Origin of the sequence: Azospirillum palustre (genome assembly GCF_002573965.1) — a bacterium.
GTDB classification, from domain to species: Bacteria; Pseudomonadota; Alphaproteobacteria; order Azospirillales; family Azospirillaceae; genus Azospirillum; species Azospirillum palustre.
The window spans coordinates 21683-46923 of the sequence record NZ_PDKW01000037.1 but is presented as its reverse complement, the minus strand read 5'-3'; the positions used below and the strand labels follow the sequence as shown (position 1 = coordinate 46923).

Sequence of the window (25241 nt, the reverse complement as noted above, 5' to 3'; positions counted from 1 at the left end):
GCGTAGGGTCCGTTCCGCACACAACGTCACGGAGCCGACCGACATGACCGCCCGCCCTCCCGTGGAGGCCCTGGAGTGCATGATGCTGGAGCGCATGATGCTGATCCGGGCCTACGAAGAAACCCTGGTCGACCTGCATGGCCGCGGCCGCGCCGCCGGAACCTGCACCGCCATCGGGCAGGAGGCGTCGGCCGTCGGCGTCGTCGCGGCGCTGACGCCTGACGACCTGATCCTCACCAACCACCGCAGCGCCGGCCATCTGCTGGCCCGCGGCGCCGACCCCGGCCGGATGCTGGCCGAGGTGCAGGGCAAGAGCGGCGGCTATTGCGGCGGCAAGAGCGGGTCGCTGCACATCTCCGCCAAGGAGCTGGGCGTCGTCCTGACCTCCACCATCGTCGGCGGCGAGCTGGCGCTGGCGACCGGCGTGGGGCTGTCGCGCTCGATGCAGGGCGGCCCCGGCATCGTCGTCTGCTTCTTCGGCGACGGGGCGGCCTGCGAGGGGCGCTTCCACGAATCGCTGAACCTCGCCGCGGTGTGGAGCCTACCGATCCTCTATGTCTGCGAGAACAACCAGTGGCAGGCCTTCGTCCACCGCAAGGAGACGATGACGGCAGACGGCGTCGCCGGCCATGCCGCCGCCTACGGCATCGACAGCGCGGTGGTCGACGGCAACGACCCGCTGGCGGTGTTCGATGCCGCCGCCGCCGCCGTTGCCACCATCCGCCGCACCGGCAAGCCCTTCCTGCTGGAGGCCATGACCTACCGGCTGCGCGGCCATTTCGAACCGGACGACCAGTCCTACGTCGACCCCGGCGAGCTGGCCCGCTGGCGCGAACGCGACCCCGTCATCCTGCTGCGCCGCCGGCTGGAGCGCGACGGGCTGCTCGATGCCGCTGCCGCCACCCGGATGGAGGAGTCGGTCAGGGCACGGATGGAGGCGGCCGCCGCCTTCGCCGAAGCCAGCCCGTACCCGGCGCCCGAGGAACTGACCCGCGACGTCTACGCCTGACCGAGGAGACCGACATCATGACCCAGATGACCGTGAACGATGCGATCTCCGCCGCGCTGGCCGAGGAGATGCGCCGCGATCCCTCCGTGCTGATCTTCGGCGAAGGCGTCGCCACCAAGCGCCGCGACCTGCTGGGCGAATTCGGCCCGGCCCGCGTCCGCAACACCCCGCTGGCCGAGGGCATCATCGCCGGCACCGCCGCCGGGGCCGCCGCCACCGGCCTGCGCCCGGTGATCGACCTGCTGTTCGCCCCCTTCCTGTGCTACGCGATGGACGAGATCGTGAACAGCGCCGGCAAGCTGCGCTACGTCTCCGGCGGGCAGTTCAAGTTCCCGATGGTGGTGCTGGCGATGACCGGCGCCGGCTGGGGCGTCGGCGCCCAGCACAACCACAACATCGAATCCTGGTTCGTCCACAGCCCCGGCCTGAAGGTGGCGATGCCCTCGACCCCCGCCGACTTCAAGGGGCTGCTGAAGGCAGCGATCCGCGACGACAACCCGGTGCTGGTCTTCGCCGACATCGCGCTCGGCTACAGCGCCGGCGAGGTTCCCGAGGACATCGACGCGATCCCGCTCGGGCAGGCCGCGCTGCGGCGGACAGGCGACGACGTGACGCTGGTCTCCTACGCCAAGACCGTCGGCACCTGCCTGGCTGCCGCCGACCGGCTGGCCGAGGCCGGCATTTCCGCCGACGTGCTCGACCTGCGTAGCCTGAAGCCGCTGGACGAGGACGCCATCCTGCGGTCGGTCGCCAAGACCGGCCGGCTGGTGGTCGTCCATGAGGCGAGCCGCCTGTGCGGCGTCGGGGCCGAGGTCGCGGCGCTGGTCGCCGAAAAGGCCTTCGCCAGCCTGCGGGCGCCGGTGCTGCGGCTAACCGGTCCCGACGCCCCGGCCCCGGCCAGCTTCCCGCTGGAGCAGGCCTTCGTTCCCCAGGCCGACGCGGTGGTCGCGGCGGTTCAGTCCCTCGTCCATGGCGCACTCGCCGCCTGATCATCCGGAGTTGCCGACGATGTTCCGCAAGACCCTGTGCACCGCCCTCCTGCTGTCCGCCGCCGTTCTCGCCTCCCACGCCGATGGGGCCCGCGCTGATGAGAGGGTGGAGCGCGGCAAATACCTCGTCGCCCTCGGTGGCTGCAACGACTGCCACACGCCGGGCAACTTCCTCGGCAAGCCGGATTTCGCTCATGCGCTGAGCGGGTCGGAGGTCGGCTTCGAGATCCCGGGCATGGGCGTGTTCCACGGCCCGAACCTGACGCCGGACAAGGTGACCGGGCTCGGCGACTGGAGCGAGGATCAGATCGTCACCACGCTGCGCACCGGCAAGCGGCCGGACGGGCGCATGCTGGCGCCGGTGATGCCCTGGATGGCCTTCTCCGCCCTGACGGACGCCGACGCCTATGCCATCGCCGCTTACCTGAAGAGCCTGCCGGCGGTCGCCAACAAGGTCCCCGGCCCCTTCGGCCCGACGGCGAAGCCGACCGGGTTCGTGATGCGGGTGGTGGCGCCGCAGAGCGAGTGAAACCGGCGTCCCGGCGGGGTCGCTCAGTCCTCGCCGATTGACACCAGCTCGGCCTTACGGCGGCGCCGGGTGTCGGCCAGTTCCCTGGAATCGACCCGGACGAAACTGCCCGGCGCCTGTTCGGCGTCGGCCGCACGGGCGATTTCCCGCCGGTTCCAGGCGGACACCCGATGCGCCTCGGCGATCTGATGCAGGAACAGGTCGGACGGACGCAGGCGGAAAATGATGTCGTCGTGGCGCTTGCCGACCTTGATGACCTCGCGTTCGACCTCCGCCAGCGCGCCGACCTTCTGCAGCACATCGACGATGTCGGAAATCCAGCGGAGCATGTTCGACCAGCGCGCCCATTCCGTCATGCCGCTGTCGCGCATGATCTCCCGCGCGGTGATCTCGATGCTGGACCGGTCCTGGTGATGGCGTTGCAGCAGCGTGAAAGCGACACGCTTGAACAGCCAGCGCGAGAAGGGATTGGCGATGCGCATCAGCCATTCATAGGAGATGCGCTGCTGCTCGACGCTGCGGATGGTGTTTTCCACCATCCAGTTGAACTGCACGGCGGTTTCGACGTCGGCCCGGCCGTTCTCGTCCGGCGAGCCGCCGGCATTGACGTCCTGGTTGCGCATCCACAATTGCGGAAAGACGCTGGAATCGAGCAGGGCGTTCTTCCCGCCCTTCTCCGCGATGACGATTGTCGAGCGGCGCAGGACGAGAAGCGCTTCCTTGAGTTCCGGCAGGCTCAGCGTGTGCTTGACCCGCCGAAGCTCCTGCATCACCTCGTAGAGGGTGAATTTGAAGACGATGGAGTCCTTGTCGCCGGTCGACAGCCGGGCCTTCTCGGCCGCAAGACGGCGGATGACCTCCTCGACGACCTGCTCCTTCTCGCCGGGGAACATGTCGATTTCCTCGACGACCTCGGTGGCGCCCTCCTTCACCCGGCGCTCGATGCGGGCCGGCAGGATCTTGAGCGAATAGCTCTTGTCGTTGAAGACGAACTCGCGCTTCACCTGACGCAGGAACCGCGGCTTGGCCGGATCGGGCTCCGCGGCGTCGACCGCGCCGGCGGAGCGCTTGCGGCCGTTGGAGCGTGCGACATCGGAGGCGAAGAAGACCCATTTGGGCGCGACATCGTACAGACCGACGAAATGGGTCGTGCGCTTGGCGTCGTCGGGCTCGTCGATCTCGAACAGCGCGAACTGGAGCGGCAACGCCATCTGCTTCAAGTCGCCCTTTCCGCCCGGTGTGTTGCTCGACATCTTGGGGTCTCCAGCCACGTCTCCAACGACACACGCTATGGGGTCGGACGCCCGGTGCGCAACGAAGGATTTGGCATGCCCTTCTCCAAGCCGGTAGGTGCCGGGTGCAGATAGGCAGGTTGCGGGTGCAGAAGCGATAGGTACCGGGTGCAGACCTGTAGGTATCGGGTGCAGGAGACGCGGGGACAGTCAGGCGGACGGTGCTTTCTGCACCCGGTACCTACCGGCAACCCGTCCGAATCGGGCTGGAGTTGCCCGGCCGGCTTCCGGTGACGGCCCCTGGGTCCGCCCCTAGGGCGCCAGGATCTCCAGCCTCCGCAGCGAACTGCACCCGATGCCTACCCATCTGCGCCGGTGCGTACGCCGGCAGGCTCCCTCCCCCTGCCGCGCAGGCAGGCGGAGAGCGCAAGCGGTCGATAGGTACCGGGTGCAGCAGAGCTTCCGGCGCTTTCGGGTTCGCCGGTTAGCCTTCCCCCCTGGCGTGACGGTAGGCACCGGGTGCAGAAAGCGGAGTGTCCTCCGGCCCATCCAACCGCGACAGAAGGGTGCAGAATCCCGCGCCGGCCCCCCGATAGGAGCCGGGTGCAGATAGGACGCTCCGATTCGCAGTGTTTCTGCACCCGGCGCCTATCCATCGGCACCTGCGCCCTACCGGGCTGCATCCGGCACCTACGCATCTGCACCCGACACCTAACGGTGGGCGCCGGGTGCAATTTGGCCGATGCCCGTCCCTCGGAGAATCCTGCCCGCAGATCCGTCGGCCCATGCCGATTGCCAGACCTCGCAGGAGCACCCGATGCGCAGCTCGCCGACCGACAGCACCAGCCGCTGGGGCAGGATCCCCGCCTGGTGGCTCGACCATCCCGATCTCGACGCCGACGGGTTCGCCATCCTGGCGGCGCTCGCCACCTTTGCCGACGAGCACGGCGTCTGCTGGCCGTCGCAGTCGACGCTCGCCGCCAAACTCAAGCGGTCCCGCCCGACAATCAACCGAATCCTGCAACGGCTGGACGACATCGGTCTGGTCCGCATCGAGCACCGCCGCGGCCGCGACGGCTCCCGGCTGTCCTGCCTCTACCGGCTGCGCGTCGAGCAGGAGGGGGACAGGGCCGCGCAGGAAGCGCCGCGCCCTGCCGCCGCCGGGGATGTTCATGCGGCAGACAGGGATGACTCGGTGGTGAACGCCCCCTGTCCGTCAGCGAGTCAGAAACACCTCCATTCCGAACAGATTCCGGACTCGCTCGCCACGGGCGGGCGCGGGCAGATGTCCGGCGTGCCTGCGGATTGGATGCCGAACGCCGGCGATGTCGCCTGGGCCCATAGCCGTTTCGGCACGGTCGATCTCAGTCGGCACGTCGAGGGCTTCGTCCTGCGCTGCCAGGCGCATGGCTACCGCTACCGCGACATCTCCGCGGCATGGCGCGCCTGGCTGATCCAGGATGCCGCCGCCGGCAAGGCACCCACGGTCAGGAGTGCGGCGGCCGGCGCCTCCCTTTCGTCGTCCGCTTCGCCGCCCCCCCGGTCCCGCGAAAGCGCTGCCGAACAACGTGTCAATGCGTGGATGACCGTCGCGGCGCGGCTCAAGGACGCGAAACCAGACCCCCGTTCCCGGCTGTGAGGAGAACCGCCATGCCAGTCGCGAAGTCAGCCGCCGCCGTCATGCCGGTGCCGGAGCGTTCGCCGCTGCCGTTCGACCCCGCGATGCCGCCGGCCGACCGCCGCCGGCTGCTCGTTGCCGCCTTGCCGGAACCGCTGCGCGAGGTCCTGGCCGCCGGCCGGCTCGAACACCGCCCGCGCTTCGGTGACAATGGCTTCGACGGCCTTTCCGAGATCTGGTCGCCGCCCGCCGCCGTCACCGCCCGGCAGGCCGCCATGGCGCAATGGGCGCTGGCCGATCTCGAAGGGTCGGTCCTGGCACCGGCGGAGCCCGACCGGCTGCTCGGCCGTATCCTGGCGCTGCTGTCGCATTACCCCGCCAAGGGGCTGACGCCCGAGGTGGAGCAGCTGGTTGCGATGGACTGGGTCGAGGATCTGGGCGAGTTTCCGGGCTGGGCAATCGACCAGGCGGCGCGCAGCTGGCGCCGGACACGGAAATGGCGGCCGAGCATCGCCGAGATGCGGGCGCTGTGCGAGGAGGCCTGTGCGCAGGAGCGCCGGCTGGCCGAGTGTCTCCGCAAACTGTCGGGTGCCGCCCTGCCCGGATCGTCGGTTCCGGGTTTCGCGCGGCTGGCCGAGGCTCCCTGCATCCGCCGTTTTCCCTGATCCCAGGCCCTGATCGCGGCGTTCACCGGTGTTGCCGAAAAGACAGGGCGGCGGCGAGACGCTAACGCCGCCATGCCGGCCCATCCGAACGGCGTTGACAGGTGTGAGTGTCTCACACTATCGGTGACCCGGCTGGATTCGACGGATTGGGGAGGGGGCATGCTCGGCGAACAGTTGAAGGCGTACCGCGAGGCGCGCGGGCAATCGAGGGAAGACTTCGCGGCCTTTCTGAACGAGGGGCTGGAGCGCTCCTACGACCGCCAGCGGATTTCGCGCTGGGAGAATGGCGGAGAGCGCATTCCGCAGGCCGTCGTCGCCTTCGTCCGCAAGCACCCGGTGCTTCCGGTCGAGAAGCCCGGCCCGGCGCTGGTGGTATCGCTGGCGAACCAGAAGGGCGGCGTCGGCAAGACCACCGGCTGCGTCAATGTCGGCCGCATGCTGGCCGACCGCGGCTATTCCGTCGTGCTGGTGGATTCCGACCCCCAGGCCAACGCCGGCATCCATCTCAGCGTGGATGTCGTCGCCTGCGAGGACGCCGAGAAGACTCTCTATTATGTCCTCAAGGGGGCGGCGAAGGCGGAGGAGTGTCTGGTCGAGACGCGCAACCCGCGCCTTCGGGTGCTGCCCTCCTCCCTCAAGCTGGCTGAGAGCGAGACCGAGCTTGCCGCCCAGCAGTTCTCGCACAACACGCTGCGCAGCCGTCTTGCCGACCTGCGCCGCAGCGTCGATTTCATCCTCATCGACTGCCCGCCCACGCTGGGGCATCTGGTGACCAACGCTCTGGTGGCCAGCGACACGGTGCTGATCCCGTGCCAGACCCAGCCGCTCGCCTTCATGGGCATGGGCACGCTGCGCAAGCAGATCGACTTCGTGCGGGAGCGCGGCAATCCCACCCTGTCGCTGCTCGGCATCGTCCCGACCTTCTATTCCGGCCGCACGACCCAGGATCAGGCCACCCTGAAGGACATGCACGACACCTATGGGCAGGAGGTTCACATCTTCCCGCCGATCCCCAACACCACGCTCTACCCGCAATCCTCGGCCGGCGGCGACGCGCTGGTCGCCTTCAACGCCAAGGCGCCGGGGATCGGAACCTTCGATCTGGTGGTGCAGACCCTGATCGCGGAACGCGACCGCCGCATCGTCCCGGCCGGTCATGGAGTGATGACGCATGGCTAAGGGCATTCCGCGCTCCAACATGGGGCTTATCACCAAGAGCAGCGATCAGAGCAGCGCCAGCCCGGTGCGGCTCGACAGCAATGCGCTGACCGGCAAGGCCGTGCCCTTCGAGCGCCCCTTCGCCTGCGACATCGGGCTGGTGGTGACCAATCCCGACCAGCCGCGCAAGATCTTCCGGGAGGAGGATCTGGCGTCTCTGGCCGCCTCGCTCGACCGGCATGGCCTGAAGCAGCCGATCGGTGTGCAGCAGCAGGGCAACGGCGAGTATCTTCTGGTGTGGGGCGAGCGGCGTTGGCGGGCCGCCCGGTCGCTGGGCTGGCCGACCATCACCGCGGTCCTCACCGCCGGCGATCCGCTCGAGGTGGCGCTGGTCGAGAATGTGCAGCGTGTCGACCTGTCTCCGTTCGAGCAGTCCGATGCGCTGCAGGGGCTGAAGGAGCGTCACGGCTACACGGACGAGGCGCTTGCCGGCATCGTCGGCAAGGACCGCAGCATGATCTCCAAGCTGCTCCGCCTGCAATCCCTGCCCGGTGTGATCCGCAAGGAGTATGCGGAGCATGAGCCGACGCTCCGCTTCCTCCTCACCCTGAGCCGGGCAGCGTCGGAAGCGTCCGCGCTTGCCATGTGGACGCAATGGAAGAGCAGTGACGGGCAGGGAACTCCCGATCCGGACGGCGAGCCGCCACAGCGGAAGAGCGCCGCGGAGGACGGCGAGGGCTCCACACCCAGCCCCGCCGACAGCTCGCCGGAGATGGCGCTGAGCGCCCTGCCGCAGCGGGTGTTCCGCGTGCTCAACCGGGCTCAGGAAACCATCAGCGCGATGGTCGAGAAGCCGCGCCCGCTGACCGACGAGGATTGGCAGCGGCTGATGCGGATGCGGTCGCTGATCGACACGCTGCTTGAACAGCGCAAGGCGTAGGGAAAGGGCTGTGCAATGGGAACGGTTCCCATTGCACAGCCTTCTCGACCGGAGGAGTGCCGGCATTGTGGACTTCGGCGAACGTCTGTTCCTGCCGGTCCATTCGATGGGAACGGTTCCCATCGACCACCCCGTGCCCCGGCCTTGCGCCAGCGGCAGAGTCGGTTCCCCGCCGGCACGAGCCTGCAGCCCTGTCGACTAAAAAATTGTCGGCAGCAAAAGGGCCTGACCGCCTGAAGAAAACCGACGGTCCTTCCATAAGCTTGGAGTGGATCGTCCGGTGGGTGATAATAGGCCGGCGGGTCCGTCACTGAGATCGCCTGCGCTCAACACCCATAAAGGAAAACAGAAAGTGATGTTGAACACGGACTTCGGGGAACCCCTCGACAAGCTCTGCCCGGAGTGCGGGAGCGCAAACCTCGTCCACAGCGTGGAAACGCAGGCGGTTCGTTTCCCCTATGGACCCGGGGACGTCCTGATGGCGACTGTCGATGTGCAGGTCCCGGTCACCACGTGCGGCGCCTGCGGGGAGGCTTGGACTGATGCCCGAGCGGAGAGCGTCCGGGAGGAGGCCGTCTTGCAACGCCTTGCTGAGTTGAAGGCCTGAGAGGTCTGCCTCAACTGAAGCGGTGCAGGGGGCGCGGCATTCCGAAGGTGGGTATGTCATCGGAGGAAATCCGATGCTGTGCACTGTCATCAGGGAAGCCGGCACCGCCGCCTTAATGGATGAGGAATATCCGTCAGGCAAGGTATCTCATGGGGCTGTGAGGGAAATCCGGGCTGTCACGGATTTCCAGCGACCACGCCGGCCTTACTGGATGCCTTCCCGGCGGAGACCAGCGTCGGCGTCCAAGCGGCGCCGACGCCCTGACCGGCGTCGGCGGCAACGACGCCTACATCGTCGTTAAGACGGGCGACGTCGCCACCGAACTGGCCGGCCAGGGCAACGACACGGTGTCGAGCGCTTGGTTCGTGACGCTCTGAACCCGACGAGCAGCGCCCCGCTCTATGAGCGGTCAGTCCCTGCCGGTCGCCAAGCGGTGCGCAGATCAGACCTGGGCCATGCCGCCGTCGACCGGAAGCTCGGCCCCGGTGATGAAGCTGCTTTGGTCGCTGGCGAGGAACAGCGCGGCGGAGGCCACTTCGTCGGCACGACCCATACGGCCGAGCGGGATCAGTGTCGTCAGCGTCTCGCGCACCTCGTTGGACGCTGCCGCCATCATGGCGGTGTCGGTTGGTCCCGGTGCCACGACGTTGACGCGGATGTTGCGGGGCGCCAGCTCGTTGGCCCAGGTCCGTGCGAACGAGCGCACGGCGGCCTTGGTCGCCCCGTAGACGCCATAGCCTTTGGTGCCGATCGCGCCGGCGATCGAGCCCACCAGCACGATGGAGCCGCCATCCGGCATGATCGCCGCCGCCGCCTTGGTTGCAAACAGCAGCGTGCGTACGTTGAGGCCGAAGGTCCGGTCGAAATGATCCTCGCCGATGCCGTCGAGAGTCGCGAACTCGGAGATGCCGGCGTTGACGGCAAGCACGTCCACCCGCCCGGCCTCGCTGCCCACCGCCTCGAAGAAGGCGGCCAGCGCCGTCGGATCGGAAGCATCGACGCGGCGCGTGCGCAGCCTGCCGGCCCCAAGCTCGGCCTCTCCCTCTTCGGCACGGCGACTGGTGGCGTAAACCGTGGCGCCTTCCGCTGCGAACCGCTCTGCGATGGCGCCACCGATGCCGCCATGGCCACCGACCACGACGGCGATTTTTCCTGAAAGCCCGCTCATACGTCCTCACATCGCTGGTGATGACGAACAGCTATCATTCCTATATCTAATTACAAGAAGGCACCTGATGGTGCTTAGATACCAGATGGTGCTCAGATATTGAGGTGTATACCCATGGCCAGAGACGTGCTCGAACTGCCGCTCGATGTCACCGCGACGCGGCCCATCCTCGAACATATCGCCAACAAATGGACGGTGCTGATCCTGAGCGTCCTCTGCACGCAGCCGGCGCGGTTCAACGACCTCAAGCGCCGGCTCGACGGCATCACGCACAAGGCTTTGTCCGAGGCATTGAAGCGTCTGGAGCGCAACGGCCTCGTCAGCCGTAAAGTCCTGCCGACGCAGCCCATCGGCGTCGAGTACACGATTACCGATCTCGGCTGCTCGCTGCGCGAACCCTTCGCCGCCCTTTACAACTGGTCGCTCGCCAACGGCCCCGCGATGGAAAGAGCGCAGCGCGCCTATGACACATCGAAAGGGGAGGAAGAGGAGGTCTAGCAGCCGGACGGCATGCAGCCTCCTTCGCACACCGTCCCGGAGCGCTGCTTTGCCATCTCTACATTCGATCAGTTTTTATCGGCCTTTATCACCCTCGTATCGCTCCATGCCAGAACCCGCCCGTCTCCGCTGTGCAGTTCCAGACGGGCAACCGGGAGGCCCGTTTCAGCGGCGATCATCGAGGATCGCGGTTCATCGGGGGCATAGAGATGGTCTTCGCCCCACTGGCGCAGCGCGACGATGACGAGGAAAAGGCCGCGCCCTTTTTCGGTCAGGACATATTCCTTGTAGGCGCTGCCGTCCGAAGCCGGCGCGGTCTCCAGAATGCCGCGTTCGGTCAGATCGCGCAGCCGGGTTGCCAACATTCCCTTGGCAATACCAAGGCCGCTCTGGAACTCGTTGAAGCGTCGCACTCCGTCGAAGGCGTCGCGAATGATCAATAGCGACCACCAATCGCCGATGACATCGAGCGCCCGCGCCACCGGGCAACCCGCATCCCAAAGACTGACCCGCTTGACCATGCCACCGGCCTCCACCGCACAAAACTGGTTCTAACTTAGAACTGGATTTCTCTTCGTGCAAGTGGTCTCGATATGAAACCAGATTGGCTTCACGAACGGGATCGCCATGCAGAGCGCAAGGGAATCAGGAAGACGACATCAGCCGGATGGCGGGCTATCGAGAGGTACGACGCTGATCTTTGCCAGTGCCGCCGGCATCAGCGTCGCGAATGTCTATTTCGCTCAACCATTGCTCGACGCTATCGCGAGGGATTTCGGAGTTTCGCCCGCTGCGATTGGGCTTGTCGTGACGCTGACCCAGGTCGGTTATGCGCTGGGGCTGATCTTCATCGTTCCGCTCGGGGATATGCTTGACAGCCGTCGGCTTGTCATTGGGCAAGGTTTTTTGTCGGTCGTCGCATTGGTCGCCGTTGCGACAGCGAAAACCGATTGGGTTCTATTCACCGGCCTTGTCGCGATGGGCCTGCTCGCCGTTGTGGTTCAGGTTCTGGTCGCCTTTGCCGCGACACTGGCAGCGCCTGCCGAACGGGGCAGGGCAGTCGGCACAGTGACAAGCGGTGTCGTCATCGGCATCCTCGCCGCCCGCTTTGTCGCCGGACTGCTCGCCGATGTCGGCGGCTGGCGGCTGGTCTATCTGACATCGGCTGTTCTGATGGCTGCTATGGTCGGGCTGCTGACGCGTGTTCTGCCGCGAAATCCGCTGCCGGGTAGCACCGACAGCTACGCCGAGACACTGTGCTCCATCCCCTCCCTGTTTTTTCGTGACCGGGTTTTGCTGGTGCGCGGTCTTCTCGCTCTGCTGATTTTCGCGACCTTCAGCACATTCTGGACAAGCCTGGTTCTGCCGCTCAGCACGGCTCCTTTCAACTACTCGCACACGCAGATCGGGCTGTTCGGTCTGGTCGGTCTGGCAGGGGTGGCCGCCGCGACAGGTGCGGGACGCCTCGCGGATCGCGGTCTCGGCCAATGGACAACGGCACTGTCTCTCACGCTCCTGCTGCTGTCGTGGGGGCTGATCGCGTTTCTGCCGTCGTCGATTCCGCTTCTGCTGATCGGCGTTGTCCTGCTCGATCTTGCCGTTCAGGCGGTCCATGTCACCAACCAGAGCATCATCGTCGCTCGCCACCCGACGGCACGCAGCCGTCTCGTCGGCGGGTACATGGTTTTCTATTCGATCGGCAGTGCCATTGGAGCAAGTGCCGCGACCATGGTCTACGCCCATGCCGGCTGGCACGGCGTTTCCATGCTGGGAGCGGCATTCAGTGCAGCCGCAATGCTGATTTGGGCTGGCGCGCGCCACGTGTCGGTCGGTAGCGAAGCGACGGAATGCGCCAACGGACCCTGAGCTTCTGGTTTGCCGACGTCACCCTCTCTTGCACGTGAAACACCGCCGTCCCAGGCGTTTTCCGCCGAAGAGGATTTTTATGGGAGGCGATCCTCTTGCGGCTGGTTGGAACATGTGGCGCGGGACAGGATGCGGCGGGCCTTGCGCGCCATCGCTTCGTCGATCATGCGGCCATCGACCACCGCGACGCCCTTTGCACTTTCAGCCAGGATACGGCGGGCTTGGGCGATCTCGGCTTCGGTCGGGGTGAATGTTGCGGTGATGGTGGATATCTGGCCGGGATGGATCGCCGCCTTGGCGCCGAATCCCAGCGCCAGGGCGGATGCCGCTTCCCGTTGCAACCCGGCGCTGTCCGTCAGATCGAAGAAGGGGGAATCCACCGCTTCGATGCCCGCAAGCGCCGCGGCATTGATCAGCCGGGACCGCGCCGACAGAAGCGGTTCCCACGCGGTGGCGCAGCCAAGATCGGCGGACAGGTCGGCGGCGCCGAAGAACAGGGCGGCCAGCCGGGGCGATGCGCGGGCGATGTCCTCAACCGCCGCGTTCCCGGGGGCGGACTCGATCAGCGCCACCAGCGGCAGGGGCCGGCCCGCGCCGCCCAGAAGCGTGTCGATCCAGCGGATCGTCTCGGGACTGTCGACCTTCGGCACGATGACGAAATCCGGCCCGCCGCCTTGCGGGCGGCGCATCAGGGCCAGCAGATCCTCCAGCCCCTCCGGCGTCACCGGCGCGTTGATGCGCAGCGCCCGCAGGATCGGCGCGGCGGGTGGCGCCGCCAGGGCTGTCAACGCCGCATCGCGCGCCGCCGCCTTGTCGGCCGGTGGCACGGCGTCCTCCAGATCGACGATCAGGACATCGGCACCGGACCGGGCGGCACGGTCGAAGCGGTCCGGGCGCGTCGCCGGGGTGAACAGCCAGCTGCGCCGGGGCCGCCCGCTGGAAAATTCTCCGTCCCGAATTGGCGCGCTCATGGCGTCACCGCGAATTCGGCCGTCATGGCGACCTGTCCGTCCGGACCGACCGCCCATCCGCCGATCTCGCCATCCCCCCTGTCCGCCGCGTTCAGCGTGAAGGGTGCGGTGTCGAACAGCGGCCGGCGGGCGCGGAAACGGAAACCGGCGACCCGCCGGCCATCGGCATCGCCGCCAAGGTTGCGCAGCACCAGATCCATCAGCAGGGTCGCCGTCAGCGGTCCATGCACCACCAGCCCCGGATACCCTTCCACCTCGCGGCAGTAGGGGCGGTCGTAATGGATGCGGTGGCCGTTGAAGGTCAGGGCGGAATAGCGGAACAGCAGCACCGGATCGGGAGTGACGCCGGCGGTCCAGCCGGCCGCGGGCAGGGGATCGGCGGATGGCGGGGGCGGCGCCTCGCCCGGCCTGGCGGCCTCGCGGTAAACGATGTCCTGCTTTTCGCGGATGGCGATGCCGGCGTCGGTCGCGATCTCGTGCCTCACGCTGACGAACACCATGTCGCCCGACCGGCCGGCCTTGTGCTCCACCGCTTCGATGGTGGAGGTGCGCCGCATCTCCGCCCCGATGGGGATCGGCGCCAGGAAGCGCATGTCGCTGCCGGCCCACATCCGGCGCGGCAGCGGCACCGGCGGCAGGAAACCGCCCTTGTGCGGGTGGCCGTCCTCGCCGATGTCCCGCTGCGGCGCGTTGGGGAGGAAATGCAGCCAATGGCCGAGCGGCGGCAGCTCCCCCGCCGGCCAGGGCGGGGTGTCGTGGTCCAGCGTCGCCGCCAGCCCGGCCAGCGGTGCGGCGATGGCGGTGTCCGTCCGCATCTCCACCCGGCCGATCCAGTCCTTCAAAGTGTCGAAGGTCATGACGCCACCTTGGGGGCCACCTCGGGGGAATGCAGGATCTTGCCCGGATTCATGAGGTTGTGCGGATCGAAGGCACGCTTCAGCGTCGCCATCATCTCCAGTTCCACCGGCGATTTGTAGCGCGGCATCTCGTCGATGCGCAGGCGGCCGATGCCGTGCTCGGCCGAGATCGACCCGCCGAGATCGACGACGATGTCGTGGACGATGGCGTTGACCGTCGCCAGCTTCGCCCGCCATTCGGCCGGGTCGCCGTCCTCCGCCTGGATCGGGTTGTAATGGATGTTGCCGTCGCCGAGATGGCCGAAGGAGAAGGGGCGGATGCCCGGACAGGCCCGCTCCAGCGCCGCGTCGGTGCGGTCGAGGAAGCGCGCGACGCGGGAGATCGGCACAGAAACATCGTGCTTGAACGACACGCCCTCGCGCTTCTGGCCTTCCGGGATGCCTTCACGGATGCGCCACAGCGAATCGGCCTGGGCCTTCGATGCGGCGACAACGCCGTCCAGAACCTCGCCGGCCTCCATCCCCGCCTCCAGGATGCCCTCCAGCATCTCGGCCAGCCGGTTGCCGGAATCCTGGTCGGCCAGTTCCACCAGCACGTACCAGGGATAGCGGTCGCGCAGGGGATCGGGCACGTCCGGCACATGTTTGCGGGCCACGTCGATGCAGGCGCGCTGGATCAGTTCGAAGGTGACGATGCGGTCGCCGGCCACGCCCTTGGCGCGGGTCAGCAGATCGACGGCGTCGCTGGGGGCCGACACGGCGACCAGGGCGGTGGCGGTGGCGCGCGGCAGCGGCGACAGCTTCAGCACCGCGGCGGTGACGATGCCCAGCGTGCCTTCCGAGCCGATGAAGATCTGCTTCAGGTCGTAGCCGGCATTGTCCTTGCGCAGGCCGCGCAGCCCGTCCCAGATCCGGCCGTCGGGCAGCACCACCTCCAGCCCGGCCACGAGGTTGCGCATGTTGCCGTAGCGCACGACCTGAACGCCGCCGGCATTGGTCGCGATGTTGCCGCCGATCTGGCAGGATCCCTCGGCGGCGAGGCTCATCGGGAACAGCCGGCCGACGTCGCGCGCAGCACTCTGGATGTTGGCGAGGATGCAGCCGGCCTCCACCGTCATCGTGTCGTTGTCGATGTCGATTTCGCGGATGCGGTTCAGCCGGTTGGTGGAGATGACGATCTCCGACCCGTCGGCATGCGGCTGGCTGGCCCCGGTCAGGCCGGTGTTGCCGCCCTGGGGCACGATCGGCGTGTGGGTCTCGGCACAGATGCGGACCACGGCGGCGAGCGCTGCGGTGCTGTCGGGAAGCACCACGGCGGGCGACCGGCCGACCCAGCCGTCGCGCCAGGATTCCATGAAGGGCTTCATGGTTTCGGCGTCGGTGATCAGGCCGCGGTCGCCGACGATGGCGCGGATGGGGGCGAGTACGGCCGTCTCGAAGTCCGGCCGGAGGGTGGCGATCTGCCCGCTGGTCGGCCCGCTGGTCTGGATGTCGTTCGGCAAGGGAGCTCTCCCTGGGCTTCGGGCCTGCGTCACAGCGCGCGGTAGGCCGTCTTGATGATGGTGTAGAATTCGATGGCCGACCGTCCCTGCTCGCGCGGGCCGTAGCTCGACATCTTCCGCCCGCCGAAGGGGACATGGTAGTCGACGCCTGCCGTCGGCAGGTTCAGCATGGTCATGCCGGCCTGGATGTTGGCCTGGAAATGGCGGGCATGCTTCATCGAGTTGGTGATGATGCCCGACGACAGGCCGTACTCGGTGTCGTTGGCGACGGCCAGCGCCTCGTCGTAATCCTTGACGCGGATGACGCTGGCGACCGGGCCGAACACCTCTTCGCGGTTGATGGTCATGGCGTTGCCGGTTTCGGTGAACAGCGTCGGCGCCAGGAAATGCCCGCGCGTCGGCCGCTCCAGCCGCGCGCCGCCGGACGCCAGCCGGGCGCCCTCGTTCAAGCCGGTGTCGATGTAGCGCAGGTTCTTGGTCAGCTGGAACTCGTCGATCACCGGGCCGATCTGGGTCTCCGGCAGAAGGGCATGGCCGACGCGCAGGGCCGCCATCCGCTCGACCATCGCGGCGACGAAGGCGTCGTGGATGCTGTCCTCGACGATGAAGCGGCCGGTGGCGGTGCAGCGCTGCCCGGCGTGGAAATAGGCGCTGTTGACGCCGATCTCGGCAGCACGCTCCGGGTCGGCGTCGCCCAGCACCACCAGCGGGTTCTGGCCGCCGAGTTCGAGCTGGACGCGGATCATCCGCTCGGCGCAGCGCACGGCGATGCGCCGTCCGGTGTTGACGGACCCGGTGAAGGACACCGCGTCCACCGCATCGACCACCGCGGCGCCGACGTTCGGACCGGCGCCGATCACCAGATTGAACAGGCCGGCCGGCATGCCGTGCGCCTCCAGCGCCGCCGCGACGATGCGGGTGACGGCGATGGAGATGCCGGGGGTCTTTTCCGACGGCTTCCAGATCACCGCGTTGCCGAAGGCGAGCGCCGGGGCGATCTTCCACATCGGCGTGGCGACCGGGAAGTTCCAGGGCGTCACCAGACCGATGACGCCGACCGGCTCGCGCGTCACGTCCACCTCGACCCCCGGACGCACCGAGCCCAGCGTCTCGCCCGGCGCCCGCAACGCCTCGGCCGAGAAGAAGCGGGCGAGATGGGCGGCGCGGACGATCTCGCCCAGCGCGTCGGGGATGGTCTTGCCGCCCTCGGTGGCGGCGATCCGCGCCAGCTCGTCCTTGCCGTCGAACAGCGCGCGGGAGATGGCGTCGAGCACCAGGGAACGCTGCTCCACCGTCGCGGCGCGCCACTGGGGCTGGGCGCTTCGGGCGGCGGCCACGGCTTCGGCCACGTCGTCAGCGGTCGCCAACGTATAGGAACCGGCCAGCTCGTCCAGGTCCGACGGGTTGAAGATGTCGAGCCGGTCGCGGCCCGGCCGCCAGTTTCCGGCGATGAAGTTGGTGGTTTGACTGATGTCGGAAGGCATGTCGGGTCTTCTCCGGAAATCCGTTCGGTCTAGGGGGGCGGCGGCCTTGAGGCAGCTCTTGGCTCAGCCGGCGCGGGCCGCCCGCTCCTTCAGGGCGGTCAGCGCCCACAGCGTTTCGATGGTCGGCACCGGCATGCCGCGGCGGCGGGCCAGTTCGAGGACGGCGGTCACGATGGGGTCGATCTCCATGCTGCGCCCGGCTTCGAAATCCTGCAGCATCGACGGCTTGTGCCCTGGAACGCCGCTGCCGCGCCCGAGCCGCTCGTCGACGTCGTCGGGCAGGTCGACGCCCCAGGCGCGGGCCACGGCCAGGCATTCGCGCATCAGCCGGCCCTGAACGGCAGCCATGCCGGGCGCCTGCTCCATCGCGCCCATGGTGGCGCCGGTCAGCACGCTGGTCGGGCCGACCGCCATGTTGAGCATCAGCTTGCTCCACAGCGGGACGCGGATGTCGGCTGGCAGCCGGGCAGTGGCGCCGGCGGCGTTGAAGGACTTGGCCAGTGCCGCCAGCTTTTCGGCGTGGTCGCCGGGCCGGGGAGCGCCGAGGGCCAGCACCGGCGTGGCGGTGTGGGCGACGATTCCCGGCTCGACGATGCGGGCGGGGAGAACCTCCATCACGCAGGCGGCGACCCGTTCGGGCCCGATGGCCGACCAGACCGCACCGCCGGGATCGACCACCTCAAGCGGTTCCGGCGTCACGTCGTCCCCGGCGCCGTACAGGTACCACCAGGGCACGCCGTTCTGCGCCGCCACCACCAGCGTTTCCGGGCCGCAGAGCGCCGGAAAGGACGGGGCCAGCGCCGGCAGGCCGTGCCCCTTGACCGTGACGATCACCATGTCCTGATGGCCGAGGTCGCTGGCATCGTCGCTGGCCTGCGGCCGGCTGCTGAGCGTCCCCGTCGGCGTCCGGACGGTCAGGCCGCGCTCGCGGATCGCCGCCAGATGGGCGCCGCGCGCCAGCAGCGACACGTCGTGCCGGCCGGTCGCGGCCAAGTACCCCGCCAGCGCGCCGCCCACGGCGCCGGCCCCTACGACGGCGATGCGCATGTCGTCTTCCCTTCCTGTCTCACTTGAATTCCAGCGGCGGCAGCTCGTTGTCCATGCCGCTGCCCAGCCCCTGGAACTGCTCCTCGATCTGCTTGTCGTCGAGTTTCACCGCGGTCGACTTGTAATGCATGACCATCTGCGGGAAGGCGATCACCAGCGCCACCATCACCAGCTGGATGACGACGAAGGGCACGGCTCCCCAATAGATCTGACTGGTCAGGACCGGTGCGGTCTCCTTCTTCGTCACGCGGTCGATGTAGGGCAGCTTCGGCGCCACCGAGCGCAGGAAGAACAGCGAGAAGCCGAAGGGCGGATGCATGAAGCTGGTCTGCATGTTCACCGCCAGGATGATGCCGAACCACACCAGATCGATGCCCAGCCGGTCGGCCGCCGGAGCCAGCAGCGGGATGACGATGAAGGCCAGCTCGAAGAAATCGAGGAAGAAGGCGAGCAGGAACACCATCACGCTGACGGCGATCAGGAAGCCCATCTGGCCGCCCGGCAGGGAGACCATCAGCTCCTCGACCCAGACATGGCCGTTGACGCCGTAGAAGGTCAGCGAGAACACCCGCGCCCCGATCAGGATGAACAGCACGAAGGAAGCCAGCTTGGCCGTCGAGTAGGTCGCCTGACGCACCATGTCGAAGCTCAGCCGCTTCTTCATCGCCGCCAGCGCCAGCGCGCCGACGGCACCCATGGCGCCGCCCTCCGTCGGGGTGGCGAGCCCGATGAAGATGGTGCCGAGCACCAGGAAGATCAGCGCCAGCGGCGGCACCATGACGAAGGTCGCCTGCTCCGCCATCCGGGAGATCAGCCGCTGTCCGCTGGCCCGCTCCACCAGCGCCACGGCCAGGGCGTAGAGCGCGCCCGCCGCGATTGAATCGCCCAGCAGCGCCAGCGTGGTCGAGCCGTTCAGCGTCAGCCACGCCGCTCCCGCCGTCAGCGCCGCCGTCACCGCGGCTTGCAGCGCCAGACGCTGCGCGCCGAAGGTCCGGTTGAAGGTGGCGGCCAGGAAGGCCACCGTCACCGCCACCGACAGCAGCAGCACGACATAGTCGGCGCCGGACTTCACCTCGGTTCGCCCCATCACCCAATAGGCGACGGCGCCCGAGAACAGGGCGAGCAGGCCGAGCTGCCAGACGCCGCGCGTCCCGTTCGGCTCGCGGTAGGCGATGGCCTCCGGCGGCAGGCCGGGAGCGGCCTTGGGGAAGATCATCGAGACGACGAAGACGTAAAGCGCATAGAGGCCCGACAGCAGCAGGCCGGGAATGAAGGCGGCCTCGTACATGTCGCCGACGGAGCGGCCGAGCTGGTCGGCCATGACGATCAGCACCAGGGACGGCGGAATGATCTGGGCCAGCGTGCCGGATGCGGCGATGATGCCCGACGCCAGACGGCGGTCGTAGCCGTAGCGCAGCATGATCGGCAGCGAGATCAGGCCCATGGAGATCACCGAGGCGGCGACCACGCCGGTCGTCGCCGCCAAGAGCGCGCCGACGAAGATGACGGCATAGGCGAGCCCGCCGCGGATCGAGCCGAACAGCTGCCCGATGGTGTCGAGCAGATCCTCGGCCATTCCCGAACGTTCCAGCACCAGCCCCATGAAGGTGAAGAAGGGCACGGCCAGCAGCACGTCGTTGTTCATCGTGCCGTAGATGCGTTCCGGCAGCGCCTGGAACAGGTCGGGGCGGAACAGGCCCAGCTCGATGCCGATCAGGCCGAACAGCAGGCCGTTGGCGGCCAGCGCGAAGGCGACCGGATAGCCCAGCAGCAGCATGACCACCAGCACGCCGAACATGATCGGCGCCATGTTGTGGCCGAACCAGCCGCGCCAGCCGTCCTGTTCGGCGAGCGCCCCGGCGCCCGGCACCGGAAGCACGTAGAGCGCCACGGCGACGGCGGCCAGCAGCAGCAGGGAGATGACGGACAGCCGGACGGTGCGCGGCGACAGGGAGGGGGAGGTCGTGCTCATCGCGCGTCTACCGGCTGGGAATGGTGTCGGGAGGGGTGGTCCGCTCGCGCTCGGCGGCGAGCAGCCGCTCGGCCTCGGCCTCGGCGGCCGCCTGATGGCCTCCGGCCCGCTGGGTCCCATCCTCCAGATGGCCGGACATGATCGCGGCGCGCTTGAGCAGCTCCGACAGGCCCTGGACGAACAGCACGGTGAATCCCAGCGGAATCAGCAGCTTCGCCGGCCATTGCGGCAGGCCGCCAGCGTTCATCGACTGTTCCTCGATGGCGTAGGAGGCGAGCGCGAAGGGCCAGGAGGTGATCATCATCACGAAGCTGAAGGGCAGCAGGAAGGCGATATGGCCGAACAGGTCGATGCCGTCGCGTGCGCGCTTGGTCAGCATCGCGTTGACGATGTCGATGCGGATGTGCTCGTCCTCCCGCAACGTCCAGGGCGAGCAGAGCAGGAACACCGCGGCGAACAGCACCCATTGCAGCTCCAGCCACGAGTTGGAACTGACGTCGAACAGCTTGCGGATCACGGCGTTGACCGCCGAAACCAGGATCGCCAGCAGGATCAGCCAGGATATCGCCTTGCCCAGCCGCGCGGTGACCGCGTCGACCAGCCGGCAGACCCCGACCAGGGCCGTCATCAGGGGGGAGGGGGATGGGCTCGTCATGATGGCAACTTCTCCCGGAGGGCCGGCGGCGAAGGCCGCAACGGTGCCGGGACCGGATGCGGCAACGTCGGCATCCGGTCCCGGCTTGGGATATCGCGAGGAGCGGCGGCCGATCAGCGCCGCGTCAGGCGGAGGGTCGCGCTGTCATAGGCATATTCCGAAGCCTGCAACCAAAGATTGGAATCGTTCTGGAAGCGGCGGTAGCTCTCGTAGAACTTCTTGAAGGCCGGGTTCTTGTCCGACAGCTCGTCGTAGAGCTCCATCGCCGCCTTGTGGCTGGCCTGCAGCACGTCCTGCGGGAAGGCGCGCAGCTTGGCGCCATTGGCGACCACGCGCTTCAGCGCGGCCGGGTTCAGCACGTCGTAGCGCGCCACGCTGTCGATGTTCGCGAGCGCCGCCGCCGCCGTCAGCGCCGCCTGATAATGCTTCGGCAGGTCGTTCCAGCGCTTGGTGTTGATGAAGAAATGCTGGAGCGAGGTGCCGTCCCACCAGCCGGGATAGTAATAGTTTGGCGCGATCTTGTAGAGCCCGAGCTTCTCGTCGTCATAGGGGCCGTTGAACTCGGCGGCGTCGATGGTGCCGCGTTCCAGCGCCGGATAGATGTCGCCGCCGCCCACCTGCTGCGCCACCACGCCGAGCTTGGCCAGGATCTGGCCGCCCAGGCCGGAGATGCGGAACTTCAGCCCCTTCAGGTCCTCGACGCTCTTGATCTCGTTGCGGAACCAGCCGCCCATCTGCGCGCCGGTGTTGCCGCCCGCCAGCGCCTTGAGATTGTAGCCGGCGTAGAACTCCTCCAGCAGCTTGCCGCCTTCGCCGTGATAGAACCAGGCGTTCTGCTGGCGGGTGTTCAACCCGAAGGGCAGGCAGCAGCCGAAAGCGAAGGCGGGATCCTTGCCGACATAGTAGTAGGACGCGGTGTGGCACATCTCGACCGTGTCGTTGCTCGCGGCGTCCAGCGCCTGGAGCGCCGGGACCACCTCGCCGGCGGCGAAGACCTGGATCTGGAACTTGCCGCCGGTGGCCTCGGCGACGTTCTTTGCCATCACCTCGGCGCTGCCATAGAGCACGTCGATGTTCTTCGGGAAGCTGGACACGCAGCGCCAGCGGATCGTCGGCTCCGACTGCGCGATGGCCGGAGCCGCAAGCGTGGAGGCACCGGCGGCGACGGCGGCACCCTTGAAGAAATGACGGCGCTTCATTCTGTTGTTCCTCCCGAAGTTCTTGTTGTGTGACGGCACGATGAGGGCTGATCGTCCACGACCGCTTTTCCCGGCAAGACATCCATCGAACCGCTGAAGAGCGGATGGAAGTCATGGTTTGCGGTGTCTGGCGGCGGGCGCGACATCTCCTTGTTCGCGGTGTCCGGGGTATTGGCGGCGGCTGGTCCCGGGGGCGATGGTGACTGTCTGGGAATGGACGGGTCGATGTGGTGACCCTGACAGTGGAGCAACCGTCCGCACAGAGGAATGTGTTTCGTGGGCATACCAGCCATAAGCTGGGCAAGCCATCAGCCATACGAACCGTTTCCGCCGGGCCCCGCAGCCCCCCGCGAAACCGGCGTAAACGCTGACGGTTTGCTATGCCCGCAATGAATATCTGTTACAGGCACGCCATGCGCTCCGCGATGCGAGGCTGACCGGTAGTCTGATGGGAACTGTTCCCAATGCCTCAAACGACGGATGTTCAACCGCATGAACGGTAAGCGCCATGTCTAGGCCGTCCTCTCCGCTCAACGCCGCCGGGGCCGCCTATCTCGAAGCGTTGCAGGAGCGCTTCCGCGACGATCCCGCATCGGTGGATGTGAGCTGGCGCGCCGTCTTCCAGATCCTGGACGAGCTGGGTGCGGTCGCTGCGGACGCGATGGCATCCGGTGCTTCGGCGCCCGATGGGCCTGCATCCGATCCGCTGGCGCTCCGGCACGAGGACATCCGCCAGCGCGGCCATGCCGCCGCCGCCCTCGATCCGCTGGGCCGCGCCGCCCCTCCCGCCGGACCGGAGTCCGGGGATGCGGAGACCATCAGGCTGCGCCGGCTCTATCAGGGCACGCTGACGCTGGAAACCGCCCATATCGACGATCCGGCCCTGCGGTCCTGGCTGCGCGACGCCTATGAGGGGGCGGCTGACGTTCCGCCGGCCGAGGCCCGGCGCCGCGCGCTGTCGCTGCTGAGTGCTGCGGAGGAGTTCGAAAGGCTGCTCGGCACCCGCTACCCGACGAAGAAGCGGTTCGGCGCGGAGGGGATGGAGACGCTGATTCCGCTGCTCGACCGCATCCTCGCGGCGGCGGCGGCGGCGGGCGTGACCGAGGTGCAGGTCGGGACCATGCATCGCGGCCGGCTCAGCCTGATGGCCAACGTGCTGGGCAAGCCTCTGGTCGAGCTGTTCGCCGGGATCAAGGGCATGCATCCCTTCCAGGCCGACCCGCCGGTCCCTGCCGACGTCCCCTATCACATGGGGGTGGAAAGCAGCCTGTCCTTCGGCGACGGCACGCTGGCGCTGACCCTGTCCCCCAACCCGTCGCATCTGGAGGCGATCAATCCGGTCACTCTGGGCCGTGCGCGGGCGCGCCAGGATCTGCTCCGGGAGCAGGGCGGCGAGGCGCGCCGGGTGCTGTGCGTGCTGCTGCACACCGACGCCAGCGTGATCGGCCAGGGCAGCGTGACCGAGGCGCTGCAACTGTCCGGCGTCGCCGGCTTCACCGTCGCCGGCACCATCCATGTCATCGTCAACAACCAGATCGGCTTCACCACCGACCGCGACGAGGCGCGGACCTCGCTGCATTGCACCGGTCTGTGGAAGGCGGTGGACAGCCCCATCCTGCACGTCAACGCCGACGATCCGGACGCGGCGCTGCGGGCCGCCGACCTCGCGGTCGCCTTCCGGCAGACGCACGGGCGCGATGCGGTGATCGACCTCGTCGGCTACCGCCGCAACGGTCACAACGAGATCGACGAGCCGCGCTTCACCCAGCCGCTGGATTACGCGGCCATCGACGCCCACCCGCCCGTCCGCGCGCTCTATGCCAAGCGGCTGGCCGCCGACGGAGCGGTCGGGGAGGGCGACGTCGAAACTCTTGCCGCCGGTCACAAGGCCCGCTTCCAGGAGGCGTTGGCCGCCGCCGCCGCCGCCGATCACCGGCCGAACCATGACGGCTTCCCCGGCGGACGCTGGGCGCCGTTCGCTTCCGGCGGATCGGTTGCCGGCGGTTCAACGGCGGCCGAACCGGACACCGGCATCGGCCCCGACCGGCTGCGGGCTCTGCTGGCGGCGCTGGCCGCCATTCCGGATGGCCTGACCGTCGACCGCAAGGTGGAGCGCGTCATCCGCCGCCGTGCCGAGGAACCGCTGGACTGGGCGACCGGCGAGGCGCTGGCCTTCGCCACGCTGCTGGCCGACGGGGTGCCGGTGCGGCTGACCGGCCAGGACGTGGTGCGCGGCGCCTTCTCCCACCGGCATTTCGCCCTGACCGATGCCGTCACCGGCAAGCGCCATGTCAGCCTGAACAATCTGGGCGTCGCCCAGGCCCGCTTCGACGTGGTCAACAGCCCGCTGTCGGAATATGCCGTGCTCGGCTTCGAATACGGCTACAGCCTGGAACGGCCCGACGCGCTGGTGATCTGGGAGGCGCAGTTCGGCGATTTCGCCAACGGCGCCCAGATCCTGATCGACCAGTTCATCGTCAGCGCGGAAGACAAGTGGCGCCAGCCCTCCGGCCTCGTCATCCTGCTGCCGCACGGTCTGGAAGGGCAGGGGCCGGAGCACTCCTCCGCCCGGCCGGAGCGCTTCCTCCAGATGGCGGCGCGCGACAACATCCGCATCGCGCATCCGTCCACCCCGGCGAACTATTTCCACCTGCTGCGCCGCCAGATGCTGCGGCGCGACCGCAAGCCGCTGGTGGTGCTGAGCCCGAAGACCCTGCTGCGCCTGCCGGCGGCGGTGTCGGCGCTGGCTGATTTGGCACCCGGCACCGGATTCCAGCCGGTCGTCGTCACCGCCGGCGAGCGCGTCGGCCGAATCCTGCTGTGCAGCGGTAAGCTGGCTTACGAGCTGGAACGGGAGCGGGCTGCCCTGGACGCCGGGGACGTGGCGGTGGTGCGGCTGGAGATGCTGTATCCCCTGCCCGCGGCCGAACTGTCGGCCCTGTTCCGCCGGTGGCCGGAGGCGTCTTGCCTGTGGGTGCAGGAGGAGCCGGAAAATCTCGGCGCCTGGAGCTACCTCGACCGCCGGCTGGAGGCCTTGCGGGAAGCGGCCGGCTGCGCCGAGCCGCGCGTCGCCTGCGTGGCCCGTGCCGAAGCGGCCTCGCCCGCCGGCAGCTTCCACGGCGACCATGACGCCGATCAACGCCGGCTGGTCGAGCAGGCCTTCGCCGGGCTCGCCGCCGCCCTGCCGTCCCGCGGACAGGCGGCGGCGGAATGACGGGCCGTCCGTCCTCCGCGACGGTCGGACCCGACAGCAAACACCATATAACGGACACTGG

At 68.1% G+C, this 25241-nt stretch carries 21 protein-coding genes; 10 read left to right on the top strand and 11 right to left on the bottom strand.

Features of this window, described 5'->3' with window-relative positions; all coding sequences use genetic code 11:
• Positions 1–43 precede the first annotated feature (43 nt).
• Genes CRT60_RS02090 through CRT60_RS02080 form a run of 3 tightly spaced genes read left to right on the top strand, consistent with a single transcriptional unit; the run spans position 44 to position 2527 of the window.
• On the top strand, positions 44–1009 hold the full coding sequence (locus CRT60_RS02090; RefSeq protein ID WP_098734805.1) for a thiamine pyrophosphate-dependent dehydrogenase E1 component subunit alpha: 966 nt from the start codon (positions 44–46) through the stop codon (positions 1007–1009).
• Positions 1010–1026: 17 nt separating this feature from the next.
• Positions 1027–1998, top strand: coding sequence for an alpha-ketoacid dehydrogenase subunit beta (locus tag CRT60_RS02085; protein WP_098734804.1), 972 nt, complete (start codon positions 1027–1029; stop codon positions 1996–1998).
• A gap of 19 nt (positions 1999–2017) precedes the next feature.
• Positions 2018–2527 (top strand): c-type cytochrome, encoded by a 510-nt coding sequence (locus CRT60_RS02080; protein WP_098734803.1) that lies wholly within the window; start codon positions 2018–2020, stop codon positions 2525–2527.
• Between the two features lie 23 nt (positions 2528–2550).
• Here CRT60_RS02080 and CRT60_RS02075 read toward each other — a convergent pair whose 3' ends face one another.
• The gene (locus CRT60_RS02075) at positions 2551–3780 is read right to left on the bottom strand and encodes a plasmid replication protein (RefSeq protein ID WP_143273030.1); all 1230 of its coding nucleotides are present in this window, start codon (positions 3778–3780) and stop codon (positions 2551–2553) included.
• 796 nt (positions 3781–4576) lie between these two features.
• On the opposite strand from CRT60_RS02075, the gene CRT60_RS02070 reads away from it, so the two are divergent.
• The 4 genes from CRT60_RS02070 (at position 4577) to CRT60_RS02055 (ending at position 8140) form a co-directional block, all read left to right on the top strand.
• Entirely contained in the window at positions 4577–5398 is an 822-nt protein-coding gene (locus tag CRT60_RS02070) for a helix-turn-helix domain-containing protein (protein ID WP_098734801.1), read from the top strand.
• An 11-nt stretch (positions 5399–5409) separates the two neighbouring features.
• The gene (locus CRT60_RS02065) at positions 5410–6042 is read left to right on the top strand and encodes a hypothetical protein (protein WP_193548398.1); all 633 of its coding nucleotides are present in this window, start codon (positions 5410–5412) and stop codon (positions 6040–6042) included.
• Positions 6043–6201: 159 nt separating this feature from the next.
• Positions 6202–7221, top strand: a complete 1020-nt coding sequence (locus CRT60_RS02060; RefSeq protein WP_161957953.1) for an AAA family ATPase — start codon at positions 6202–6204, stop codon at positions 7219–7221.
• Complete coding sequence (locus CRT60_RS02055; RefSeq protein ID WP_098734799.1) at positions 7214–8140, top strand: ParB/RepB/Spo0J family partition protein; 927 nt, start codon at positions 7214–7216, stop codon at positions 8138–8140. The genes CRT60_RS02060 and CRT60_RS02055 overlap by 8 nt, the downstream gene beginning before the upstream one ends.
• Positions 8141–9189: 1049 nt before the next feature.
• On the opposite strand, the gene CRT60_RS02045 is transcribed toward CRT60_RS02055, so the two are convergent.
• Entirely contained in the window at positions 9190–9915 is a 726-nt protein-coding gene (locus CRT60_RS02045) for an SDR family NAD(P)-dependent oxidoreductase (RefSeq protein ID WP_098734797.1), read from the bottom strand.
• A 114-nt stretch (positions 9916–10029) separates the two neighbouring features.
• Here CRT60_RS02045 and CRT60_RS02040 point away from each other — a divergent pair, with 114 nt between their 5' ends.
• Positions 10030–10413 carry a winged helix-turn-helix transcriptional regulator gene (locus tag CRT60_RS02040; RefSeq protein WP_098734796.1) on the top strand — a complete coding sequence of 128 codons (384 nt, stop codon included), beginning with the start codon at positions 10030–10032 and terminating at the stop codon, positions 10411–10413.
• Between the two features lie 68 nt (positions 10414–10481).
• Here the strand turns inward: CRT60_RS02040 and CRT60_RS02035 are convergent, their stop codons facing one another.
• A complete protein-coding gene (locus CRT60_RS02035; protein ID WP_098734795.1) occupies positions 10482–10934 on the bottom strand; it encodes a winged helix-turn-helix transcriptional regulator in 453 nt (150 codons plus the stop codon).
• Positions 10935–11040: 106 nt separating this feature from the next.
• Between CRT60_RS02035 and CRT60_RS02030 the strand changes: the two genes are divergently transcribed.
• On the top strand, positions 11041–12279 hold the full coding sequence (locus CRT60_RS02030; RefSeq protein ID WP_098734794.1) for an MFS transporter: 1239 nt from the start codon (positions 11041–11043) through the stop codon (positions 12277–12279).
• Between the two features lie 77 nt (positions 12280–12356).
• Here the strand turns inward: CRT60_RS02030 and CRT60_RS02025 are convergent, their stop codons facing one another.
• From CRT60_RS02025 to CRT60_RS01990, 8 genes are all read right to left on the bottom strand, one after another.
• The gene (locus CRT60_RS02025) at positions 12357–13250 is read right to left on the bottom strand and encodes an aldolase/citrate lyase family protein (RefSeq protein WP_098734793.1); all 894 of its coding nucleotides are present in this window, start codon (positions 13248–13250) and stop codon (positions 12357–12359) included.
• Positions 13247–14107 (bottom strand): HTD2 family dehydratase, encoded by an 861-nt coding sequence (locus CRT60_RS02020; protein ID WP_098734792.1) that lies wholly within the window; start codon positions 14105–14107, stop codon positions 13247–13249. Before CRT60_RS02020 ends, CRT60_RS02025 begins: the two co-directional genes overlap by 4 nt.
• A complete protein-coding gene (locus CRT60_RS02015) occupies positions 14104–15609 on the bottom strand; it encodes an FAD-binding oxidoreductase (protein ID WP_244592219.1) in 1506 nt (501 codons plus the stop codon). Before CRT60_RS02015 ends, CRT60_RS02020 begins: the two co-directional genes overlap by 4 nt.
• 29 nt (positions 15610–15638) lie before the next feature.
• Positions 15639–17093, bottom strand: a complete 1455-nt coding sequence (locus CRT60_RS02010; protein WP_098734791.1) for an aldehyde dehydrogenase family protein — start codon at positions 17091–17093, stop codon at positions 15639–15641.
• Positions 17094–17156: 63 nt separating this feature from the next.
• The gene (locus CRT60_RS02005) at positions 17157–18140 is read right to left on the bottom strand and encodes a ketopantoate reductase family protein (RefSeq protein WP_098734790.1); all 984 of its coding nucleotides are present in this window, start codon (positions 18138–18140) and stop codon (positions 17157–17159) included.
• Positions 18141–18159: 19 nt separating this feature from the next.
• Positions 18160–19950 (bottom strand): TRAP transporter large permease, encoded by a 1791-nt coding sequence (locus CRT60_RS02000; RefSeq protein WP_244592247.1) that lies wholly within the window; start codon positions 19948–19950, stop codon positions 18160–18162.
• 169 nt (positions 19951–20119) lie between these two features.
• Positions 20120–20767 carry a TRAP transporter small permease subunit gene (locus tag CRT60_RS01995; RefSeq protein WP_244592218.1) on the bottom strand — a complete coding sequence of 216 codons (648 nt, stop codon included), beginning with the start codon at positions 20765–20767 and terminating at the stop codon, positions 20120–20122.
• Between the two features lie 113 nt (positions 20768–20880).
• Positions 20881–21966: a TRAP transporter substrate-binding protein gene (locus CRT60_RS01990; RefSeq protein WP_098734787.1), complete on the bottom strand. Its 1086-nt coding sequence runs from the start codon at positions 21964–21966 to the stop codon at positions 20881–20883.
• 508 nt (positions 21967–22474) lie between these two features.
• On the opposite strand from CRT60_RS01990, the gene CRT60_RS01985 reads away from it, so the two are divergent.
• A complete protein-coding gene (locus CRT60_RS01985) occupies positions 22475–25180 on the top strand; it encodes a 2-oxoglutarate dehydrogenase E1 component (RefSeq protein ID WP_098734786.1) in 2706 nt (901 codons plus the stop codon).
• Positions 25181–25241 lie beyond the last annotated feature (61 nt).

Bases quoted from the DNA above. Each gene is read 5' to 3' on its own strand.
- CRT60_RS02090 (WP_098734805.1), top strand. From the start codon at position 44: ATGACCGCCCGCCCTCCCGTGGAGGCCCTGGAGTGCATGATGCTGGAG.
- CRT60_RS01990 (WP_098734787.1), bottom strand. From the start codon at position 21,966: ATGAAGCGCCGTCATTTCTTCAAGGGTGCCGCCGTCGCCGCCGGTGCC.
- CRT60_RS02045 (WP_098734797.1), bottom strand. From the start codon at position 9,915: ATGAGCGGGCTTTCAGGAAAAATCGCCGTCGTGGTCGGTGGCCATGGC.
- CRT60_RS02030 (WP_098734794.1), top strand. From the start codon at position 11,041: ATGCAGAGCGCAAGGGAATCAGGAAGACGACATCAGCCGGATGGCGGG.
- CRT60_RS02000 (WP_244592247.1), bottom strand. From the start codon at position 19,950: ATGGCGCCGATCATGTTCGGCGTGCTGGTGGTCATGCTGCTGCTGGGC.
- CRT60_RS02035 (WP_098734795.1), bottom strand. From the start codon at position 10,934: ATGGTCAAGCGGGTCAGTCTTTGGGATGCGGGTTGCCCGGTGGCGCGG.
- CRT60_RS02070 (WP_098734801.1), top strand. From the start codon at position 4,577: ATGCGCAGCTCGCCGACCGACAGCACCAGCCGCTGGGGCAGGATCCCC.
- CRT60_RS01995 (WP_244592218.1), bottom strand. From the start codon at position 20,767: ATGACGAGCCCATCCCCCTCCCCCCTGATGACGGCCCTGGTCGGGGTC.
- CRT60_RS02005 (WP_098734790.1), bottom strand. From the start codon at position 18,140: ATGCGCATCGCCGTCGTAGGGGCCGGCGCCGTGGGCGGCGCGCTGGCG.
- CRT60_RS02060 (WP_161957953.1), top strand. From the start codon at position 6,202: ATGCTCGGCGAACAGTTGAAGGCGTACCGCGAGGCGCGCGGGCAATCG.
- CRT60_RS02010 (WP_098734791.1), bottom strand. From the start codon at position 17,093: ATGCCTTCCGACATCAGTCAAACCACCAACTTCATCGCCGGAAACTGG.
- CRT60_RS02055 (WP_098734799.1), top strand. From the start codon at position 7,214: ATGGCTAAGGGCATTCCGCGCTCCAACATGGGGCTTATCACCAAGAGC.
- CRT60_RS02075 (WP_143273030.1), bottom strand. From the start codon at position 3,780: ATGTCGAGCAACACACCGGGCGGAAAGGGCGACTTGAAGCAGATGGCG.
- CRT60_RS02040 (WP_098734796.1), top strand. From the start codon at position 10,030: ATGGCCAGAGACGTGCTCGAACTGCCGCTCGATGTCACCGCGACGCGG.
- CRT60_RS02025 (WP_098734793.1), bottom strand. From the start codon at position 13,250: ATGAGCGCGCCAATTCGGGACGGAGAATTTTCCAGCGGGCGGCCCCGG.
- CRT60_RS02085 (WP_098734804.1), top strand. From the start codon at position 1,027: ATGACCCAGATGACCGTGAACGATGCGATCTCCGCCGCGCTGGCCGAG.
- CRT60_RS01985 (WP_098734786.1), top strand. From the start codon at position 22,475: ATGTCTAGGCCGTCCTCTCCGCTCAACGCCGCCGGGGCCGCCTATCTC.
- CRT60_RS02065 (WP_193548398.1), top strand. From the start codon at position 5,410: ATGCCAGTCGCGAAGTCAGCCGCCGCCGTCATGCCGGTGCCGGAGCGT.
- CRT60_RS02020 (WP_098734792.1), bottom strand. From the start codon at position 14,107: ATGACCTTCGACACTTTGAAGGACTGGATCGGCCGGGTGGAGATGCGG.
- CRT60_RS02080 (WP_098734803.1), top strand. From the start codon at position 2,018: ATGTTCCGCAAGACCCTGTGCACCGCCCTCCTGCTGTCCGCCGCCGTT.